The sequence below is a fragment of the Psychromonas sp. 14N.309.X.WAT.B.A12 genome (assembly GCF_030397575.1).
Classification (GTDB): Bacteria; Pseudomonadota; Gammaproteobacteria; order Enterobacterales; family Psychromonadaceae; genus Psychromonas.
Map to the genome: position 1 here is coordinate 15,543 of NZ_JAPNXS010000009.1, position 22,903 is coordinate 38,445.

At 37.8% G+C, this 22,903-nt stretch carries 11 protein-coding genes; 2 read left to right on the forward strand and 9 right to left on the reverse strand.

Translation table 11 applies throughout. The features are described from left to right. Positions 1–141 precede the first annotated feature (141 nt). The 4 genes from OW492_RS12305 to rpmE all read right to left on the reverse strand — a co-directional run bounded on the left by OW492_RS12305 (position 142) and on the right by rpmE (position 9,529). Positions 142–894, reverse strand: coding sequence for a class I SAM-dependent methyltransferase (locus OW492_RS12305; protein WP_290040319.1), 753 nt, complete (start codon positions 892–894; stop codon positions 142–144). Next, on the reverse strand, positions 894–4,043 hold the full coding sequence (locus OW492_RS12310; protein ID WP_290040322.1) for an ABC transporter substrate binding protein: 3,150 nt from the start codon (positions 4,041–4,043) through the stop codon (positions 894–896). The genes OW492_RS12305 and OW492_RS12310 overlap by 1 nt, the downstream gene beginning before the upstream one ends. Positions 4,044–4,208: 165 nt before the next feature. Beyond that, complete coding sequence (locus tag OW492_RS12315; protein WP_290040324.1) at positions 4,209–8,777, reverse strand: biotin carboxylase N-terminal domain-containing protein; 4,569 nt, start codon at positions 8,775–8,777, stop codon at positions 4,209–4,211. 536 nt (positions 8,778–9,313) lie between these two features. Further along, positions 9,314–9,529, reverse strand: coding sequence for a 50S ribosomal protein L31 (gene rpmE, locus OW492_RS12320; RefSeq protein ID WP_290040327.1), 216 nt, complete (start codon positions 9,527–9,529; stop codon positions 9,314–9,316). A 333-nt stretch (positions 9,530–9,862) separates the two neighbouring features. Here rpmE and priA point away from each other — a divergent pair, with 333 nt between their 5' ends. Continuing rightward, on the forward strand, positions 9,863–12,097 hold the full coding sequence (gene priA / locus OW492_RS12325; RefSeq protein WP_290040329.1) for a primosomal protein N': 2,235 nt from the start codon (positions 9,863–9,865) through the stop codon (positions 12,095–12,097). Positions 12,098–12,195: 98 nt separating this feature from the next. Here priA and relA read toward each other — a convergent pair whose 3' ends face one another. Together relA and rlmD are read right to left on the reverse strand one after the other, a co-directional pair. Beyond that, a complete protein-coding gene (relA, locus tag OW492_RS12330) occupies positions 12,196–14,409 on the reverse strand; it encodes a GTP diphosphokinase (protein ID WP_290040331.1) in 2,214 nt (737 codons plus the stop codon). 240 nt (positions 14,410–14,649) lie between these two features. After that, on the reverse strand, positions 14,650–15,987 hold the full coding sequence (gene rlmD, locus OW492_RS12335; RefSeq protein ID WP_290040333.1) for a 23S rRNA (uracil(1939)-C(5))-methyltransferase RlmD: 1,338 nt from the start codon (positions 15,985–15,987) through the stop codon (positions 14,650–14,652). 115 nt (positions 15,988–16,102) lie between these two features. On the opposite strand from rlmD, the gene barA reads away from it, so the two are divergent. Then, positions 16,103–18,886 (forward strand): two-component sensor histidine kinase BarA, encoded by a 2,784-nt coding sequence (barA, locus tag OW492_RS12340; protein WP_290040336.1) that lies wholly within the window; start codon positions 16,103–16,105, stop codon positions 18,884–18,886. Between the two features lie 51 nt (positions 18,887–18,937). On the opposite strand, the gene OW492_RS12345 is transcribed toward barA, so the two are convergent. The 3 genes from OW492_RS12345 to cgtA form a co-directional block, all read right to left on the reverse strand. Continuing rightward, complete coding sequence (locus OW492_RS12345; RefSeq protein ID WP_290040338.1) at positions 18,938–20,047, reverse strand: mechanosensitive ion channel family protein; 1,110 nt, start codon at positions 20,045–20,047, stop codon at positions 18,938–18,940. Positions 20,048–20,304: 257 nt separating this feature from the next. Continuing rightward, positions 20,305–21,171, reverse strand: a complete 867-nt coding sequence (locus OW492_RS12350) for a mechanosensitive ion channel domain-containing protein (RefSeq protein WP_290040339.1) — start codon at positions 21,169–21,171, stop codon at positions 20,305–20,307. Positions 21,172–21,625: 454 nt separating this feature from the next. Beyond that, positions 21,626–22,795 carry an Obg family GTPase CgtA gene (gene cgtA / locus OW492_RS12355; protein ID WP_290040341.1) on the reverse strand — a complete coding sequence of 390 codons (1,170 nt, stop codon included), beginning with the start codon at positions 22,793–22,795 and terminating at the stop codon, positions 21,626–21,628. Positions 22,796–22,903: the final 108 nt, after the last annotated feature.

A 22,903-nucleotide genomic window follows, 5' to 3' on the forward strand; every position in this document is an offset into this window, starting at 1 on the left:
GATTATAATTAACAATAATCTATTGATTTATAAAACCATTTTTTTAATTAGATTACTATTTTTTATGTCAATGTATGGTTTAAATTTGTCAAAGTATGGTTGTAGCGCCCCCCTAAAAATTAACAAACTCAAAACTTTAGGCTAAGTGCCAATTGCCTGTTTGACGTATACGTCAAACCTGTTTTTCTTTGTTTTAATGCTCATAGAAGGTTTTTTATCGTTTAGGAATGGCGCGTAATCAGGGCGCTTCACTACAACTCTGTATTTAGCAGCATTTAAAGCAACCTCTAACAAGTCATCTGCATCGAGATCTGCGCCCACAACGCCTTGGAATACACGCATCTCTTTTTTTACTAATGCGGATTTCTTTTTATGCGGGAACATCGGATCTAAATAAACCACGTCTGCTTGGTGGTGTTGTAAATAATCGTAACCACTGGCATGCGTTAAACGCATACGTTGTTGCATCCAATCGCCTATCTCTGCATCCAAATAGGCACGCTCAAGGCCATCTTCTAATAATGCAGCGGCAACGGGTGAACGTTCAACCATATCCACGTTACAGCCTAGTGAGGCTAATACAAAGGCATCTCTTCCTAACCCTGCTGTTGCATCAATCACATGTAATTGAACACCTGCTTTCATACCAACCGCTTTAGCAATTGACTGCCCTTTGCCACCACCAAACTTTCGACGATGGGCTACAGCACCAGAAGCGAAATCAACAAAAACCAGCCCTTGTTGTTTATCATCTAATTGCTCTAAGGCTAAATATTCTGGTAACAGGCGTAATTGAAACTGTTCACTTTTTTGTGCAACAAAGCCCCATTTTTCACGTAATTTTTTTGCTTTAGGCGCTAAAATATTTTCATTACAAATTAATGCGATATCCATTACATATCATCCTCGGTTAATGAAGTAGATAATAATGCCATCATATCGATCGGCATGGGTTTGCCTAAGTGATACCCTTGCGCAAAATCGACACCAATTTCATTTAACTTTTCAATTATCGCTTCGTTTTCTACATACTCTGCGATGGTTTTTTTACCAAACAGATGGCTTAATTCATGGATCGTTTTAACGATACCAAAGTCTTGCTCGTCAGTGGCCATGTCTTTAACAAAGACACCATCAATTTTTAAGTAATCGACATTAAGACGCTTTAAATAACCGAATGACGATAACCCAGTTCCAAAGTCATCTAAAGCTAATTGGCAACCCAGTTGTTTTAAAGAGTTAATCAGTTTAGAGGCATTAGTAAAATTACCAATGGCGACGGTTTCAGTGATCTCAAAACATAATTTTTCTAAAGGCAGAGAAGAGTGCATGAGTAGCTCTACTAAATCATCAATAAATTGTGGGTCACCTAAGGATTGTCCAGATAAATTAATGGAACACATATTTAACTGTAAAACATGCTCTGGATGATTTTTCAGCCAGTTTAATGTTTTAGTAATGATGATCATGTCTATCTTGTCCGCTAAGTTATAGCTTTCAGCGATAGGAATAAACTTAGCAGGCGGCGCAAGCTCACCGTTCTCATCAATCATGCGTGTTAATATTTCATAATGCAGGTAGTTTTCATCACCATTAACTGGCTTAATTACTTGTGCATATAAGCAAAAACGCGTTTCATCACGTAAAGCATCTTGTACTTTATTGACCCACACCACCTCTTCACGGCGCAGTTCTTCTTGGATATCCTCTTCATAAATATGAATACGATTACGGCCTGATTGCTTTGCTGTGTAGCAAGCACTGTCTACACAATTTAAGGCATGAACCCCATCACGATAGAAGTGTGATAACTCAGTTAAACCAATACTAACCCCTAAGGAGAAGTGATGCCCTTCCCATAGGAAATAATGCTTAGCAATGGCTGAAATAATGCTCTCAGCTGTTTTTTGTGCCTCGTCAAGCTCTGCATTAGGTAAAATAATAGCAAACTCATCTCCACCTAACCTTGCCACCATTGCTCTTGCAGAAACACTCTCCGTCAAGATGGTAGAAATTTGACGTAAGACTTCATCACCAGCATGATGCCCACAGGTATCATTGATGATTTTAAATTTATCCATATCAAGATACATTAAACAACATGGTGTGTGGTGCTGTTTTACTTCATCTAAGTTTTTCTCTAACTGGCTTTCAAAAAATAATCTATTTTTTAACCCGGTTAAATAATCATGAGAAGCACGATAATTTAACTCTTTCGATAGCTCATAACGCTCGGTGATATTTTCACAAACTAAAAAGTATTGATCGTGGCCTTCTATTTTACGCACTCTTTCGTTAATCCATACTTTTCTACCATTTTTAGTAGAGTAAGATATTTCGCGAGTACGTAACATATCTTCTTGATCGGCACATTCTGCTAAATAATTTTTTAAATCATCGATATTAATTAACTGAGAATAAAGGGTGACTAAATTACGCCCGACTAACTCTCCGTCACCGTAACCTAATAAGTTACAACCAAATTTATTACATGAAAGAATCAAGCCCTGAACGTTTAACATTAATAGCATGGAAGGACTTTCATCCAACAATAGGTTAGAACGTTTATTGGCTTTTTGAATCTCTTCTTCAACGGCTTTAATGGAACTTATGTCCCTTGCTTCAACAATGATAGAGGTAATTTCGTGACGAGGGTTATTGACACTACGCTCATTTTTTACCGGCTGTATGAAAACATCAAAGGCATTACTATGATGATTTTTATCGATTAAACGACATTCAAAACGCGCGGTTTTACCAACTCTTGCTTGCCCCATTGCAGACTTTAGTTTTTTCTTGCTCGCCGCGTCATGTTGCCACCACGGAGTTTCCCATAGGATCTCTCCATTGATGTCATTTTCATCCATGTTAATGAAGTCTAATGCTGTTTGGTTAGCTATTTTTATTTCGCCAACCAGATCTAGAATAAAAATAAAATCATAGGAGACATTAAAGATATTATTCACTCGCTCATGTTGTGCTTTAAGCGAGGTTGTGGTGCTGACTAAGTTCGTATATTTGCGCCATATCCAAATGGTGATTAAACCTAAAATAAACAAAATGGCAGATAAGATAATGATGCTAAAATCAGTTTCATTTTGTTGTATAGGCTCATTAATGATTTCATAACCACTTGGTAAATCGTTACCTTTTAGCCCCCACCTTAATAACTCAGCATATTGTATTAGATGCTTATTACTTAAACTGACTTCCGTTGGTAAATCTTCTACTGCAACCCCCTGAAGTAAAGTTAATACTTTATCTGCAGCTGCTTCACCTTGAGAAAAGCCACTGGTTACTACGCCGCCTAATACTCCTTCCATTAAGTCATGCTGATGAATAACAAATAAAGGAATTCTAGCAATAGCGGTCAGAGATTTGAGGACATCTGTACGGTTTAAACTTAACCCGCCACTATCTTTTGAGAAGTCACTAAAGACTAACAAGGAGTTACTAGGTGCTTGACTAATAGTTTTCTTCAAAGAAGAGGGAGTCTCATTGTTTAAAATGAAAATACTTTGTTGGTTAAAGTCTGATAATAGCTCACGCTCACTTTCATTTAATTGGCTATTCTCTGCACTACCCGTGACAATATAAACATCAATGGTATTCGGAAATAGCTTTAATCCGAGAGCAACGGTTTCAACAATATTTTCTGGCTCTATGACAGCTGATATTGCATGAGTAAACTCAGTTAAGCGATTCTGTTTTAACTTGGTGCCAGTGAAAATAACAGGAATATTGGCAAATAACCTTTGCCCATATTGTCTTACCAATTTTAATGCATTTTCACCACTTACAATAACTGCATCAAAACTCTTGATATCAAACTTTCTTGATAAAAAATCTACTTGGCGAATTAAGGCTTGATCAGACATTAGTTGATTACTGTCTAAATAGGAAACATATAAAGAGATGTTACTATCGGTAAATTTTTGCTCGATCCCCTTCTGTATTTCACGAGTTTCTAGATCGCCTTGATATTCAGAATGAAGTACTAAAACTTCAGCAGATAAAACCTGGAGAGAGATAAAACATGACAACAATATATAGCATTTAACTATAGTCTTTCGGAGGGTAAACTTTAAAAACGTAGACAAGGTAATTTCCATATAAAAACAAATGCTAATCGAACTATCATATACTTTATTCAAAGCAAAAAAAAGCCAGTCAATAGACTGGCTTTCGTTTCTCTAAGGCAATAACGCTTATAGAGGAGTTATGATGTATAACAAGTCGCCACTTGACACTTGTTGTCCGTTTGTATTGATAATACGCTCAATACGGAACTTAGTGTTTGCATCATATAACACAGCATCTTTACGGTTAAAGCTGCCTAGTGTTACTGGTGAGAACATCTTCATTGCTTCCATTAAACCTAATGTTTGTTCAATACCAACAATATCACCTTCTAATACAAAATCAGGTTCAGCTGGAGATGAAGCACGGTAGAAGATACCAGCACTTTGTGCAATTACTTTCAGCTCGTTACTACCATCAACTTGAATTGACTCAGCAGCACCTTCAAGACCAGATGCAGCAGAAGCTTCCATCTCATCAATCATAACTTGCTGATCAAGTTTCGCCATGAACTTAGGTAAGTAAGTTGTATCGTAGTTACCGTTTAAGAACGTTTCATCTTTCAGGATACGTTGTAATAATGGAATGTTTGTTGCGATCCCTTTAATACTTACTTTATCTAAGAAAGCTAATAGTTTCTTAACTGTATCGTTACGATCTTTACCATGACAAATGAACTGTGCCACTAAGCTATCATAGTAAGGTGATACTTCTTTACCTGTTGCTATCATAGACATTACTTCAACGTCATCTTGCTCAGGGATGATGCATTCAACTACTTTACCAGGATGTGGTAATAGTTGCATAACGCCATCAGAGTCAATACCTGCTTTCTCAGCAGTCACACGTACTTCGATTGCGTAACCTTCTTTCTTAGGTGTTAGCTCAGAAATATCTGCACCCGATGCAATATCGTATTGTGCTTTAACGATATCAATACAAGAAGTCGCTTCAGTTACTGGATGCTCTACTTGAAGACGCGTGTTCATTTCCATGAAGTAGATATCATCTGCATCTAGGTCGTAAATAAATTCAACCGTACCTGCGCCCATGTAATCAACCGCGTTAGCTAAAGCAGCGGTATGTTTCAGTGCTTCTTGCTCTAGTTTTTCAGGCAACATTGTAGAAGCAGATTCTTCAACTACTTTCTGGTTGTTACGTTGTACAGAACAGTCACGAATACCTAATACTTTTGTATTACCGAATTTATCACGTAATAACTGAACTTCGATGTGACGAAGAGATGTAATGTATTTCTCTAGGTATAAATCACCGTTACCAAATGCACTACGAGCTTCTGCAGATACTTGGTTGAAACCAGCGAACATATCTTCAGCTTTATTGATGACTAAGATACCTTTACCGCCACCACCATTTACCGCTTTAAGCAGTACTGGGTAACCCATTTCGTTTGCGATATCTAACGCTTGCTCTGCACCGCTTAAAATACCGTGAGAACCAGGTACTACTGGTACGCCATTGGCTTGAGCAGTTTTAATCGCATTAGATTTATTACCCATTGTTAACATACTGTTCATGCTTGGCCCAACAAAGTTAACGTTGTGGCTAATACATAAATCAGCAAATTGTGGGCTTTCAGATAAGAAACCGATACCTGGGTGTAATGCATCTACTTGCTCATATTCAGCAACTTTTAATACTGAACTTGCATTCAAGTAACTTTCATCAGATGTGTTACCACCTAAACAAACTAGCTTATCACCTTCGCCTAGCATATCTGCTGGTACAGATGTCATATCTGGGTCAGACGCAACTAATACGACGTTGATGTTATTTTGCTTAGCGATACGGATTAATTTAACCGCAGTACAACCACGTGCGTGAATTAATACTTTCTTAACTGGATGCATTAATTGACGAGGATCTGACTTAGTGAAGTTATCTTCTTCAGCTAGGTTACAAACAGGAACAAAACCAGATAGTGCACGTTGAATCGTCTCTTCAACGGTTGCAACAGGCATTGGCATGTTTTCATCTATTTCACGTAACTTACTATTTAAATCATCAGAGAACGGGTTGATAACTAAACCATCCATTGCACCCGGTACACGAGATAAGTAGTTAGATAACGTTGAAGTCGACGGTAAGTAAGCAGGTACAACCATTTGACCAGCAAACGGCATATTTGTACCAGATAGGTAGTACGTTTGTGCCATTGGGTGTGTTACAAAGCTTGCTTGAGCACCACCGGTACAGTCACCGTAACCAAACATAACAACGGGTAAGTCATTATCACGGATAAAACGAGTGATACGGTCGTTCACTACCGACATAGAGAATAGTGCAGCAGCACCCTCTTTAGTTTGCATACCACCAGAACTGATGAAAGCAATAACCGGCAAATGTTGTTTTGCACATTTAACTAATAACGCACAGAATTTCTCAGCACTTGCCATATCGAAGGCACCAGCTTGGAAAGACAAGTTAGAGACAGCAACACCCACTCGCTGAACTTCACCACTTTGTAAAGTAAAGTCACCGGTACCAGTGATTAAACCACAAGGTTTGATGTTTTTATCTAATGCATCTTCAACAGATAAACGGAAACCAGGGAACTCTAGTAAGTTAGCTGTCATCAAGTCTGCACGAGACTCTTTAAAGTTAGCAAAGAACTTTTCAATGATTGCTTGATGTGAATTGTTCTTTTTGTTTTTCTCAGAACGTAATACAGCTTGAATCAATAGATCTTGGTAACCCATAGTTAAACGGTTCCAGAAATCTTTACGACGACCGATTCGTACTGGGTTAATCGCACCATTGTATGAGCTTTCATCTTCACGGCTGTTGTAGTATTCAGGCAACAGTTTTTCGAATAAATAAGTCAGGATAACAAATAAACTTGAGTTCATTTGCGGTGCACCGATACTCTTCCACTCTTCAACTTTAGCTAGAATTTCACCACGCTCAGATTGCTCTGTAAAGTATTGTAGCCATGCATTGAAAGTCACTTTCAATTGCTCGTAATCATCATCACTTACTTTACTTAGCGCAGCTTTTAATGAACTACGAACTAAAGAAGAGACAGATTCACGAGATAGCTCTTTTGTAGCCATCGCTTCTTTAGCAATAGACGCTAAGTTACCCATTGTATTGTCGTATAACGCGTTAAACACTAACATATGACGACAATGTAAGATGAAGCTTTCACGTGTTTCAACATGAGAAACAGCATCAATAATGTTTAAGTCAGCAAGATCAGGCCATGATTCCGTTAACGGTGCTTTCTCTTCATTCTCTAAATGCTTAATCAGTGAATGGAAGTTATTTTCAGCACTGGTTTTCCAACGGTTGTATAAAGACCAAGTTAAGTTAATCATTAACGTACTACGTGCATTATCGTAGTTAGCTTTTGGTTCACCTAAAATAAGTTTGGTCAATACATTACGCTCAACGCTTTTATCTTCACGTTTTTGTAAGAATGATTTCCAGTTCTTGTTTAGCGTATCGTCGTAAATTAACTTATCTGGATTTTCTAACCAGTTTAAGAATATTTGTTTACGATCAGCTTCGATACGTGCTTTTAAATCACCTTCTGGTACAGTCAGTTTTGATAAACGACCGTATTCGTTCTTCTGAATCGCTTTGATACGAGAACGTAGTGTTAAATAACGCATGTAACGGTAAGTCGTACCGAATGCATTATTATGTGATGTTGGGTTTTTAGCTAACAAGCGTGCTTCAGTTGCATTTTCAATCGCAGCAAGCTTACTTGATGGCTCAAGGTAACGAGATAAACTACGGTTGTAATGCTCTAATAACTCTGGATATTGACGAACGAAGTCTACTGACTTAGCTTCAATAGATAAGATACCTGACACAATCGCTTTTTGTAGGTTATGCTGGCGTTCGTCTTGGTCAACTGGAGAATAATCAACAATACCATCGATACAGCCCATTGTAAGCAGCTCTTCTGGAGACACACCTACTGATTGAGCACATTCCTGCCATGATAAGTTGTACTTACGCGCAATGCTTTGTAAACCTTTAGGCTGGATTGTATTAAATATACCATCACGAACAGACAGTAAAATGTTAGCTGTTGCTAATGGGATTGCACCACCAGAGTAACCAACACCTACAACGATACCGATAGTAGGGACATCAACGTTCGCACTTTCAGTGATCATTTGTGAAATAGTATGTGCTTGGTTTTGGCTATTCGCTTCTTCACCAGCATCAGCCCCAGGAGTGTCAATTAAGTACACAATAGGTAATGATAGGTCAGCAAATTTACGAATAGCTTTACTTGCGGCTAAGTGATGCTCAGGCATCCACGCGCCATTATTTGAGCTGCGCTCTTGAGCAATAAAACCAACACGTCGGCTGTATCCGCCGAAATCTAGTTCCATTTCTGCAGAGTAAAAAGCGCCATTAACTTGTTCAGTAACAATCTTACCATTGAAGCCTTCTACAATGCTTTTGGCACCGGGACGTTTGTTACTTTCAGCCGGAGTGACTGTTCGCGCAATATAAGCATCCACATCTAGCTTTTTAATTGTCGCTAAATTTGACTTAATTCGCTTACTTTCAATAAGACCTTCTACACCATCTGTTTTCGATGGTAATGAATTGTCTGGAAATAAAGAAAAATCTTTTGCGATATGCTCAGCATGAATAAATAGCGGATCTGCAATATTATTCACTTCAAACTGAGAAGATGAAGGTTTTCCTGTCATATAATTACCCTTGCAAGAAAGTGATGGAAAAAATAAATGCCGTAATTTACAACTTATTAGCAGATGATTCCAGTATTCAGCTCTATTCAACATGAATCATTTGTTAATAAATTGTATATTCTTTGGCTTGGGGCCAATAATAGCCCAAATATACAACTATTCTGATCTATTAAGATTAAAAAAACAACAAAATAGCAACAGTTACACTAAGTTGTGAAGTCAACCCAATGTAAATAGTATTTAACGCTTTGCTTTAAAAATTTAACAAGTCTCTAAGACTAAGGGAAACTTGATAAGTTTAGTATGCAAATAAATTATTTTAATGGCTCAATACAGCTCACTATCGTAAATCGATTTCTACAATATTTATTTAATGCTTTTTATATAAATAATGTTCATTAAATAAACTATCTGTACCTATGACGATCACACTTGACTTATTATGCCATAAAATAGTTTTACTATTACTGATAAATTTAACCTTCAAAACAAAAAAAGCACCCGAAGGTGCTTTGTAAAAACGGGGTAATTTTATCTTATTTAGAAGATAAAGCACCGAAACGTTTTTTGAACTTGTCGATACGACCGCCAGTATCAACAACACGTTGAGTACCAGTATAGAACGGGTGACAAGATGAACAGATATCTAAGCTTAGCTCTTCTTTACCAAGAGTAGAACCAACTTTGATTACGTTACCACATGAACAAGTAGCAGTAACTAATTTGTATTCTGGATGAATTTCGTTTTTCATTAGGAAAACCTCTTTTAGGCCGTGTCGCTGCTCAGCTTGAATGAATTATTTCACTCAACAAAGTACCACACGTATTTATCATTAAATTTCAGGTTGCGAATTGTATAGTAAGGTTCAATAAAAGTACAACTGAAAATCATTAAAATGTTGAGCGTTACTTTTAAACCTAATATCCCTCTTACAACCACACTATAAAAGGGCTTAACCTAATCTACAACTCCCTATATAAAACAATTACTAACGCACATTTTAAAAATAATAAATGAGAACAAAGCAGTTGTTCAATAAACAAGATACAATACCTTTTTTCATTTTCAAGCATCAATTTCACTTATGGCTAACGCATTAATTTGTAGAATTGCACTGGCAATTCCACTACATAAACAATTTGATTACCTGTTAAACAATGATTTAGTGGCTGATGACCCACGCACATTAATTGGACGACGAGTAGTCGTGCCTTTTGGTGGCGGTTATCGTAAGCAGGTTGGTGTAATAACAGACTTACCAGAAACATCGGATTATGCGATAGATAAGTTAAAAGGGATAACCGAACTACTCGACCACCAGCCATTATTAAGTGATTCACTCTACCAGTTACTAAACTGGGCAAGTGTCTATTATCAACATCCTTTTGGTGATGTATTCCAGCAAGCAATTCCAACGTTATTACGCAAAGGCAAACCAGCTGCCTTTAACAGTAAAGAATATTGGCGATGTGTTGATAAAGAGATGGATGCTACACCTTTGAGCAGAGCTAAAAAGCAGCTCGCTGCATTCAACTTGTTAATACAAGAAGATTTATCTTACGAAGCACTAAAGCAGCAAGGCGTGAGTCGTGCCACACTTAATAGCTTACAAGAAAAGCATTTCATTAGTAGTTATCAACAATTGCCTGACAGTAATCTATCTTGGGCAGAGTCAACACAGACAATAGAAGAAACTCCGCAACTCAGTACGGAACAAGCATTAGCCGTGACCAGTGTGACACAACAATTAAACCACTTTAAATGTTATCTGTTAGAAGGGATCACTGGTAGTGGCAAAACAGAAGTGTATTTAAATATACTTAAAGCCGTGTTAAATGCAGGACAACAAGCATTAGTTATAGTGCCTGAAATAGGCTTAACACCACAAACAATAAAACGTTTTCAAGCGCGCTTTAATGTGCCTGTTTATTTAAAACATTCAGCATTGAACGATCAACAACAATTAGAAACATGGTTACATGCACAACAAGGTTCGGCAGCCATCATAATCGGTACACGCAGTGCTATTTTTAGTGACTTTAAAAACTTAGGCGTGATTATTTTAGATGAAGAGCATGATGCTTCCTTTAAACAGCAGGACAGTTTCCGCTACCACGCGAGAGATTTTGCCATTAAACGTGCTTCGCAATTAAATATTCCGATTTTATTAGGTTCTGCAACACCTGCTTTCGAATCATTGAATAACGCGTTAACAGGTCGCTATCACCACCTACAGCTAACCCACCGCCCAGGGAATGCCCGACCTCCTAAAAATGACTTGATCAATTTAACAGGTTTACCGCTTAAATCGGGGTTATCGCCGCAACTTATTACCTTAATGCAGCAGCATTTGGCGAAAAATAATCAAGTGATTTTATTCCTTAATCGTCGAGGTTACGCTCCAGTATTAATGTGTCATGAGTGTGGGTGGTTAGCTAAGTGCCAACGTTGTGATGCTTTTTACACTTATCATAAAAGTGCCAACTACCTACATTGCCATCATTGTACTGCCACTCACCCAGTGCCAGAGCAATGCCATGATTGTGGTTCAACTAACTTACACTCTACAGGTGTTGGTACAGAACAACTTGAAGAGACACTTCAACAGCTTTTCCCAGATCACCCAACCGTGAGAATTGACCGCGACAACACAAGAAAGAAAGACAGCTTTAATACCTATTTAAACGACATTAATAGCGGAAAATATAAAATCTTACTGGGCACACAAATGTTAGCAAAAGGCCATCATTTCCCAGACGTAACCCTCGTGGCTTTAGTTGATGTGGATGGCGCATTGTTTAGTAATGACTTTAGAGCCAGTGAACGTTTAGGACAGCTATTTACTCAGGTTGCAGGGAGAGCGGGACGAGCTGAGAAAAAAGGACAGGTTGTTTTACAAACCTTCCATCCAGAGCACAATTTATTACAGGAGTTGGTAAATAATGGTTACGCAGACTTTTCTCGAAGCGCATTAACGGAAAGACGTCTAGCTCAACTACCGCCTTTCTCTTATCAAGCCCTAATCAGAGCGGAGGCATTAAATGCAACACAAGCGGAAAACTTTCTCAGATTATGTAAACAGACATTACAACAGATAGCAGATAACAATAAAGTCAGCGAACGTGTACTGCTATTAGGCCCTATTCCCGCATCTATGGAACGAAGAGCCGGTAAGTATCGCTTCCAACTTTTAATACAAAGTGAGCAAAGAGTACTAGTAACTAAAATGTTGAATACTGCTTTAGCACACTTTGATAAGATGCCAGAAGGTAGAAAAGTGCGCTGGTCGATTGACGTCGACCCTATCGACTTTATTTAGGAAACTAGATCTAACAAGGTTTGATCCAAAAAGGTTTTTTAAACACTATTTATCAAACACCCCTAACCTGAATAAATGATTCAGGTTAGGGGAAAAAGTTAAAGACGATGTGCGTCTGATACATCTTTTAGCTGTTTTAATTTAGCTAATAACTTTTTAATCTCTTTATTACTATCCACTTCCAAAGACAGATCAATAGTTGCCGTTAAGGTTTTAGTATTTGTTTGGCTGTTCACCCCCAACAAATTAACCTTCTCATTGGATAACAAAGTAGTAATATCTTTTAACAAGCCATTTCGGTCATCGGCAATTAAACGTAAAGTAAGCGAATAACCTGATGATTGAGAGTCCCCCCAATTTGCAGTAATAATACGCTCTGGATGTGCATCTTCTAAGTCCGCCAACTGTTCACAATTTTTACGGTGAATAGAAATACCACGCCCTTGTGTAATATAACCAACGATATTCTCGCCAGGTACTGGTTGACAACAACGAGCAATGTGGTGCATTAAATTACCAACACCGTCAATGATAATATCTTTACCGGTATTTTTAGGAGCCGCTTGTACTTTGCGATTTTGTAGCTCTAATAGTGCAGCTGCGTCTTGTTGCTCGAGCGTTTGTTTGTGATAAAAACCATCCAAAAAGTGCACTAGCTGGTTAATACGTAAATCACCATTGCCAATACCTGCGTAAATATCATCAGCCGTCCCAACATTAAAGCGAGTAATCGCTGGTGTCACATCAGCTAATTTTAATTCAACTTTAGCTAACTCAACTTCCAATAATTCACGTCCAGCAATAATATTCTTATCACGATCTTGCTTTCTAAACCAAGTAGCGACTTTATGTCTTGCACGTGGTGCATTGATATACCCCATTTGTGGGTTTAACCAATCTCGACTTGGATTAGGCTCCTTTTGAGTCAAAATTTCAATTTGATCGCCGGTTTTTAATTGGTAAGTAAAAGGAACGATATGATTCGCTACTTTTGCTCCAATACAACGATGTCCAATTTGACTATGGATATAATAAGCAAAATCAAGTGGTGTTGAACCTGCGGGTAAATCAATCACCTCGCCTTTAGGGGTAAATACATAGACACGATCATCAAAAACCTGACTGCGGATCTCTTCCACTAAGTCATCGCCTTCACTCATGTCTTCTTGCCAAGCTAATAGTTTACGTAACCAAGCAATTTTCTCTTCATAGTTACTTGCAGCCTTACCGCCAGCACTCCCCTCTTTGTACTTCCAATGCGCGGCAACACCCAACTCAGAATCTTCATGCATTTGTTGGGTGCGGATTTGTACTTCTACCGGCTTGCCACTATCTCCTAATACCACGGTATGGATTGATTGGTAGCCATTAGGTTTAGGGTTAGCGATATAATCATCAAATTCACGTGGGATATGGTGCCATTTAGTATGAATAGCACCTAACGCGGCATAACAGTCTTGTAATTTTTCAACGACCACGCGCACCGCACGCACATCATACAGTTCATCAAATTTAAGGTCTTTATTTTGCATCTTACGGTAGATGCTATAGATATGCTTAGGTCGACCATAAGCCGTACCTTCAATATTCATCTCTTTAAGTGAGGTCTTTACGGTATCAACAAAGTCTTGGATGTAATTTTCACGATCGATACGTTTTTCATCTAATTGCTTTGCAATATTCTTATAGGTGTCTGCTTGCAGATAACGGAAAGAGAGATCTTCTAGCTCCCACTTTAATTGGCCAATGCCTAAACGGTTAGCTAATGGGGCATAAATAGTTGAAATTTCATGTGCTAGTTTTACTTTAGTTTCTTCGTCGGCAATTTTAACCTGACGTAAATAACATATTCTTTCAGCAAGCTTAATTACAACCGCTCGTACATCTTCCACCATAGCCAATAACATATGACGTAAGTTATCAACCTGTGACTCAGCCCCCTTTTTACTACCTTGGCTTTGCAGAGCACGAATACCCTCCATCTCCATTGCGCCTTTTGCTAATTTAGCAATACGCTTTGGCCATAACTCGTCAACTTTTTCTGTGCTTAGTACTTCTTGCGCTAATAATGGAAAAATTAATGCAGCATTGAGAGTGTCCATATCCATATTTAATGTCACTAGGATCTCTACCATTTCACAGCCTAACTGCAAAGCGGCCACTTGTTGCTCAGAATCACATAAACCACTTACTTTGTTGTAATTCTCAAATAGATTATTTTGATCTTGTTTACTTAAACCAAATGTTGTCACCCACTTATCTGGGTCATTTAATGCACTTTGGTAAAAATGTGTATCACGAACTGAAACCATCTAACACTCCAAAAATGAGCTAAATATAAAAGTTAAAAAGAGACCATTTACACTATACATTGCTGTACTGAGTCATAGTGTAGATTTAACTGTCACCTTATCCTTTTAGCTTGGGAAACTACCCTCTCACTATTCTTATTGTGAATTTTAAATCACCTGATTAAAAACTAATAATACTTAAAATTACCAAGTTATAAAGTGATAGTCTGCTTATTCTTAACAAAGCCTATACGTTCAACACTATGCTTTAGTAAACAGTGCCATCGATTCCATATGAGCAGTTTGTGGGAACATATCAATTAAACTAAGTTTGCTCAGCTTATACCCACCACTCAACAATTGCTCACTATCTCTTGCCAACGTCACAGGGTCACAGGAAACATAGACAATATGCGTCGGCTGTTTATTGATTATAAAACCCATGCACTCTGCTGCACCAGCACGAGCAGGATCTAATAACACCTTTTGATAACTGCCCTGTGCCCAGTCCGCTTGCAACGCATTTAAATCACTTAAATCTGCTTGAAAAAATTGCACATTGTTTAATTCAGCCTGTAACGCATTGGCTGTACCGCGATCCACCATTTTTTGCACGCCTTCAACCGCTACCACTTGCTCACTTAATTTAGCAATAGGTAAGCTAAAGTTACCTAAACCACAAAATAAGTCTAATACGCGATCGCTTGGTTTTAACGCTAACCAATCAATAGCTTGTGCTACCATTTTCTCATTTACTTCTGCGTTTACTTGTAAAAAGTCATTAATATTAAATTCGTAATGACAATCTTGTTGCGTTAACGAATAGCTTAAACGCGTATCACTGGTTAAACATTGAATCTCTGTTGGGCTACTTTGCACGTAGAACTGAATATTTTGAGATGCTGAGAAATCCACGATCAGTTGTTTATCTTGCGCTGAAAGCGGCTTTAAATGACGTAGTAACACTGCCACCGTATTATCCGCTTCTACCATTTCTACATGCCCTAGGGACATTTTCCCCTGTAACTGATTTAACAGGGTTTTAATCGGCACAATCAAATGTGCCAAAGTAGGCTTTAACACAGGACAAGTTTGTTGATTAATTAACTCACTACTCCCTGAGCGACGAAAGCCCATTTGTACTTTTTTACTTTTTTTATCGTAGATAACACCAAATCGAGCACAACGACGATATGCCCAAGGTGATGAACTAATAGTCGGTGCTAATTGTTCTGGTTTATATTTTGCGAAACGTTCGAATAGGTCTATTAAGCCCTGTTGTTTAATACTCACTTGGCTACTTTGTTCAATATGTTGCAAATGACAGCCACCACATTCTTGATAATGTTGGCAATTTGGTTCAATACGTAACTCACTGGCTTTTTGTATTTTTACAATACTGGCTTTTTTATAGCGTTTTTTATCTTCATCAATACATACATCAAGTATTTCACCAATTAATCCCCCTTCCACAAACATGGGTTTATTTTGGTGGAAAAGCATGCCTCTTCCTTGATGATCAAGTTTATCAACCTGACAATGTTTAATTATTCTATTATTTTGCTTATTTGTGCGTGATGCTTTGAAGAACTGGGCCATAAATATTTCACAGGTGAAGTAAGCTATGCCATGATAGCGGTTACGTTTATCGGAACGCTATTGTCACACAAAAAATACAAGCATTCATTACTCCATTTAAATTAGATTTTACCTTATGACTAAATATGGCCTACGCGCACAAGTTATTGCTTACACCGTTTTACCAACCGTTCTTATTGGCGGGATATTAGCAGGATACTTTTCATTCCATCGTTTTCAACAAGCCGATGAGTTTTTAATTGACAGAGCACTGAATATTGCAGATGCATTATCTATCGCCAGTGAATATGGTATGCAAGATGAAACACGTACTATTTTACGTCGTTTGATTGGTACCACTCATCGAAAAAATAGCCCTATGATCAAGAGTATTGCTATTTTCACTGCCGATAATGAACTGTTTGTAATTAGTAACTACCATCGCGACTATGAAAAGTTAAGGTTAGATAACAATCAACCTATCCCTGATTTGCCACAAATTAGTAATACTGGTGATAGCATCGTTATTCATAGTCCAATTATTGATGAAACCAATTACTTAGAATACCAGCTTACCTTTGATCAACCGCGTAAAGTAGTTGGTTATGTAGCTTTGGAGATCAATAAAGATCAAGTTGAGTTACTGCTATATCGGGATGCAGCAATCTCTTTATTAGTGGTATTACTGGGTATCTTAGGGAGCTTGTATCTTGCCTTTAAACAAGCCAAACGTATTACCGCCCCTATTTCCGACATGGCCTCGGTTGTTGAGAAAATCAGTTTAGGTCGGCTTAATTCACGTGTTGAAGGTGAATACACAGGTGAAATAGGCTTATTACAACATGGTATTAATGAGATGGCCTTGGCGATGTCTAAACACCATGAAGAGATGCAGGACAGTATCGACTTAGCGACAAGTGAGCTTCGTGAAACCTTAGACCAAATGGAAGTGCAGAATATTGAGCTCGATATTACTCGTAAAGAAGCACAGCAAGCCGCTTCAGTTAAATCTGAATTCTTAGCTAACATGAGTCATGAATTACGTACCCCTTTGAATGGTGTAATCGGTTTTGCAAGGCAACTACTGAAAACTAAAATGACTAATAATCAAGTAGACTACCTACAAACTATCGAGCGCTCAGCAGGTAACTTACTTAATATTATCAATGATATTTTAGATTTCTCTAAACTAGAAGCTGGTAAATTAGATCTAGAGTACATCCCTTTTGATATCCGAGACAGTATTGATGAAACCATGCATTTATTGGCTCAAAGTGCGCATGAGAAAAATATTGAATTAAGCATGATCGTGGCTCCCGATGTTCCTCAAGAATTAGTCGGTGATGCCATGCGTTTACAGCAAATCCTGACTAACTTAATCGGTAACGCAGTGAAGTTTACTGAGAAAGGTAATATAGAAGTAAAAATAGAACGAACCGAACCAGAAAATGACACCGATAAATGCATTAAACTGAAATTTACTATTTCAGATACCGGTATTGGTATCTCTAAAGACCAACAAGAACAGCTATTTAAAGCCTTTGGCCAAGCAGATAGCAGCATCACACGCCAATATGGTGGTACTGGTCTAGGTTTAGTAATTACTCAAAAACTAGTGCGTCAAATGAAAGGTGCAATCGATTTAACGTCAACACCAAATGCAGGTTCAACCTTCTGGTTTACTGTCGTGATTGAAAAAAGTAGTCGAACTCCACTAACATCATTGCCATTAGAAAGATTAGCTGAGCGTTCAGTACTGGCGTACGAAAGTAATGCTTATGCGGTTCGTGCTTGTTCCGAGCTATTGGAGGAGTGGCAAACCAATGCAACAATTATTGATAACCAGGAGCAATGGCAGCAATCGCTCAATAAAAACTATGACAGCATAGTAATCGGTCACAGTAATAACTTAGATATTAATCCTTTATTAACAGCGATTGAACAAGCTAAGCAATATACAGACAATATCATTGTATTAATTAACTGTAGTGATCCAAGTACCTTTGATACGGTTATGAAAACAGGTGTAACTCACTGTTTAGGTAAACCTATTAACCATAAAAACTTTGCTAACGCATTAGTCTCTAATGAAACCGTACCTGCAAGAATACAAATCACAACGCCTTTAGAACGAAAGAAAATTAATGTGATGGCGGTGGATGATAATCGTGCTAATTTAAAACTCATCTCTGCCATGTTAGGAGACCGAGTTCAGCATGTAACCACCTGTAAAAATGGGCAGGAAGCCGTTGACCATGCTAAGACCACACCTTTTGATATTATCTTTATGGATATACAAATGCCGGTACTAGATGGTATTAGCGCCTGCGCTCAAATCAAAAAAGACTCGTTAAATCAAAACAGTCCAATTATTGCTGTTACCGCACACGTATTACCCGGTGAAAAAGAGAAGTTTTTACAAAAAGGGATGGATGACTGTCTAGCCAAACCAATTGATGAACTTGCACTGCAAGCAATTATCAATAAATGGGTACCTGATGCTGAGGTAATTGAAACAATCCAACAAACTAATATAGAAAATATCACTCCGCAAATGGCAGCCAGCGCAGTTACCGTCAAAAAATCATTTGACTGGAATTTAGCTTTACAGCAATCAGCAGGAAAAGAAGATTTAGCGAAAGAGATGCTCAGTATGCTACTAGATGAATTTGCCCCAATTCGTAAGCTTGCAAATAGTGCGATGGTTAATGAAGTGGATAACGAAGCATTTGCACAAGCAATCCATAAATTCCATGGGGGATGTAGTTATAGTGGCGTACCGCAATTAAAAAGCATTGCAGGCTTAATAGAGAAAGAGTTAAAAAGAAATATTAGTCCAGATCACTTAGAGCCTGAGTTATTAGAATTGTTAGACGAACTGGATAACGTAGAGAAAGCTGCACAAGATTATTTAAGCTAGTGAGATATAACGCAGACTTAGTCTAGTCTGCGTTTATAAGCTTTTATGCCTTTATTTAACGCTATCAGCGCTTTCTAATAAACGTTGATGGTCTTCACGATCTAAATGTAGTTGCCGTGTCGGGAAGGCAAACTCAGCGCCGTGCTCAGTGACAATCTTAGCCACTTTCAATAATACATCCTGTTTAACTTCATGGAATAAAATCCAATTGGTTGTTTTAGTGAAAGTGTAAATAAAGAAGTCTAACGATGAATTATTAAACACATCAAAATTCACAATTAACGTCTGTGACTGATCGATATCGTTATGCTCCTGTAGCATCCCACGTACCGCTTTTATAATCGCCTCGACCTGTGAAATATCTTTATAACGTAAGCCAAAGTTCTCTTTAATACGTCTATTGCTCATTCTAGAAGGATTTTCTACCACAATATGCGTGAATAAACTATTTGGCACATATAAAGGACGTTTATCAAAGGTACGAATACGGGTAACACGCCAACCTATTTCTTCAACCGTTCCTTCTATCGATTTATCAGGGCTGCGGATCCAGTCCCCTACTTTGAAAGGTTTATCCATATAAACCATAGCAGCACCAAACAGGTTAGATAGTAAATCTTTAGCCGCCATACCGACGATCAGTCCCCCCATACCACCAAATGCCAATACCCCAGAGATACTAACTCCTAACGTTTGCACGATAGACAATGTCACGAAGGTTAAAATAGATAGTTTAGCTAACTTAGCTAATGCTGTAACAGTCGTTGTGTCTCTTTTTTCATCAGCCACAAAGGTGTGCTCGGCTTTATAAACCAAACGCCAGAATACCCACCCAATTAAAAATAAAGCAGCGACCTTTTGCCCTAGTGGAAGGTAATCAGAAATGCCTAGCCCTTCACTTTCAGCTACAACTCGTAGTGAAGTGGAGGTTCCCATTAACAAAATCAACCAATTAACAGGTTTATTAATGGCGAAAAAGACAATATCGTCCCAGTTATTCGAGGTTTTTAAAATAGCCTCTTCCATTTTTTTGGCAAAGTAGCGCCACACTAATTGTATTAAAATGGTGACACAAAGTAATAATGAGAAATTGACAACCCAACTCTCAATATTTAATGAGCTCACCCAATCGCTGATATATAACTCAACTTTATCAAGCATAAAAAACCTCAAAATAAAAAATAGACTTAATACCGCTCACTCAGTGCCTGTGATTGGTAATAATATATTTACAATATCGATAAATGATCACATAAATAAGAATACTCATAATGAATACACCAGGTTACAAAACTCCCCTTCCCTATAAATCATTATCCATAATGACATAAATAGTGGGATTAGGTTTCAAAAAAGGGCTAATCAAGACTTGGTTGCATTCACCTAACCAATTACAACCTAGATTTAAAAAGCTCACCTTAAGTTTTACAATGCACCTGTAGTTGAGCATAGGGAATATTAATATTAGCGTCATCTAGAGCGACTTTAATTGCTTCTGTTAGCGCGAAACGCACCGACCAATAATCCGATGACTTGACCCAAGGGCGAACCACTAAATTAACGCTAGATGCGGCTAACTCCGACACTGCAATTTGCAGCTTAGGGCTAGCCAACACTTTTTCATTAGCTAATACCACACTTTCTAATAACGCTTTAACTTGCTTTAAATCACTTTTATAACCAACCCGTATTACCAAATCAATGCGACGTTCCGGTTTACGAGAAACGTTCACAATATTACTTTTTAAAATACTGCGATTAGGCACGACGATATACCTATTATCCCCAGCTTTTAAAATACAATTAAAGATTTGAATCGACTCAACACTGCCAGACGTACCAGCCGCTTCAATAAAATCACCTAATTTAAAAGGGCGTAAAACAATTAATAAGATACCAGCTGCAAAATTAGATAATGCGCCTTTTAATGCTAAGCCAATGGCTAGACTGGCCGCCCCTAAAATAGCGATTAAAGAAGCAGTTTGTACACCTATATGTGCTAACCCAGCAATGATACTAATAGTGGTGAATGTATATCGAAATATTAAACAGATAAAGTCACGAATAGTTTGATCAATGGCTTTCTTTATTAACGTTTTATTTAATAAATGGGTGCATAGACGAGCCAATGAAACACCCACGTAAATAATCAATATACCCACTACCAACTGCATGATAGATTCCCAGATAAGTGTTTGATGTTGTTGGATCCACTCAACCAATGGCATAAACATATTTACTACTGTATTATTTTTTTCTGACACAGCAAGATCAACCGAGGACATGGTTACTCCTAATTTCGAAAACACTAAAAAATGGACTATTTTATAGTAAGATAAAAACCAGCTTATTATTAATAGCAATCACACGAATTAACAGATCTAATTTACTTATTAACATAACTGATTTCTTGTTATAAGTTTTGTTAATAGACTAAACACTTACCTCAAGTTAAGCCTTATACCAATCACACTAATTAACGGATCTATTTTACTTGTTAAAATAACTTATTTCTTCGTTTCAATTTTCGCAAATAGAACAACTATTTAACTAAAATTACGCCTTGAACTCAGTCATTTTTCCTGCGTAAAATTTAGATCACTTATTTAATATAATTGGTATTAACCTGGAACATTTTCCCATGTGAAATTTAGATCTCTTATTTGTAAAAATTTACAACAAAAAAGCCGCTTAGATTACTCTAAACGGCTTTTTAGTATTCACAATGAAGAGAGTTAATTAATCTCTGACGTAAATGACTTCCATCATTTCATCTTCATCGTCCCAGTCGTCTTCATCATCAATACGAACGGCACCTTCAACTGCATCAATAGCAGATTTATGATAATCATCCCATTGGAATTCAACCTGCTGACGTTCTTCTTCAGGTGTTGTTTCAACTGGTAACTCTTCAATGTAAGCTACTAGCTCTTTACATAGCTCAGTAGTACCTGTTTTAGAGATAGCCGCTACTTTATAAACTGGTCCATCCCACTCTAGTGCATCTTTAACACGTTGCATGACTTCTTCAGCTTCATCTTCTAATAACAAATCTGTTTTATTAAAGATTAACCAACGTGGTTTTTGAGCTAATTTCGGACTATGCTTTTTCAATTCATCTAAAATAACCAATGCGTTTTCAGCAGGATCACTACCATCCGCAGGTAGAAGATCAATCATATGCAGTAATACACGACAACGCTCTAAGTGACGTAAGAAACGAGTTCCTAAACCAGCACCATCAGAAGCACCTTCGATTAGACCAGGAATATCAGCAATAACAAAGCTATTACCATGGCCCATACTTACCACACCTAAATTAGGGATCAAGGTAGTAAATGGATAATCAGCAACTTTAGGTTTAGCAGCTGACACACTACGGATAAACGTAGATTTACCAGCATTAGGTAGCCCTAACATGCCCACATCGGCAAGTAGTAATAACTCTAATAATAAGTTACGTACTTCACCTGGTGTACCTTCCGTTTTTTGACGAGGAGCACGGTTAGTAGACGTTTTAAAACGCGCATTACCTAAACCATGGAAACCGCCCTTTGCGACCATCAGCTTTTGACCATTTTTAGTCAAATCACCAACGATTTCGCCAGTATCATCATCACGACAACGTGTACCAACCGGTACTTTAATGATCTTATCTTTACCACGTGAACCAGTACAGTCTGATACTTGACCATTTTCACCACGCTCAGCGCTATAAAAACGAACAAAACGGAAATCAATCAGTGTATTTAAGTTTTCGTCGGCTTCTAGATAAACATCGCCACCATCACCGCCGTCGCCACCATTAGGGCCACCACGAGGAATATATTTTTCAGTACGAAAGCCGACTACGCCGTTACCGCCGTCTCCAGCGTCAACTTTAATTCTTGCTTCATCAACAAACTTCATTACAACCTCCAAAAAACATAGCCGCTACTTATAGAGCGACGATTATACCTATTTCTATTGATCATAGATCACATTTTTTATTTTCAATAGAAATAGATAGACAAAAAA

What these genes read in the sequence shown, in the direction of transcription:
- OW492_RS12305 (WP_290040319.1), bottom strand. Translation starts at nt 894, where the DNA reads ATGGATATCGCATTAATTTGTAATGAAAATATTTTAGCGCCTAAAGCA.
- OW492_RS12315 (WP_290040324.1), bottom strand. Translation starts at nt 8,777, where the DNA reads ATGACAGGAAAACCTTCATCTTCTCAGTTTGAAGTGAATAATATTGCA.
- rpmE (WP_290040327.1), bottom strand. Translation starts at nt 9,529, where the DNA reads ATGAAAAACGAAATTCATCCAGAATACAAATTAGTTACTGCTACTTGT.
- priA (WP_290040329.1), top strand. Translation starts at nt 9,863, where the DNA reads ATGGCTAACGCATTAATTTGTAGAATTGCACTGGCAATTCCACTACAT.
- relA (WP_290040331.1), bottom strand. Translation starts at nt 14,409, where the DNA reads ATGGTTTCAGTTCGTGATACACATTTTTACCAAAGTGCATTAAATGAC.
- rlmD (WP_290040333.1), bottom strand. Translation starts at nt 15,987, where the DNA reads ATGGCCCAGTTCTTCAAAGCATCACGCACAAATAAGCAAAATAATAGA.
- barA (WP_290040336.1), top strand. Translation starts at nt 16,103, where the DNA reads ATGACTAAATATGGCCTACGCGCACAAGTTATTGCTTACACCGTTTTA.
- OW492_RS12345 (WP_290040338.1), bottom strand. Translation starts at nt 20,047, where the DNA reads ATGCTTGATAAAGTTGAGTTATATATCAGCGATTGGGTGAGCTCATTA.
- OW492_RS12350 (WP_290040339.1), bottom strand. Translation starts at nt 21,171, where the DNA reads ATGTCCTCGGTTGATCTTGCTGTGTCAGAAAAAAATAATACAGTAGTA.
- cgtA (WP_290040341.1), bottom strand. Translation starts at nt 22,795, where the DNA reads ATGAAGTTTGTTGATGAAGCAAGAATTAAAGTTGACGCTGGAGACGGC.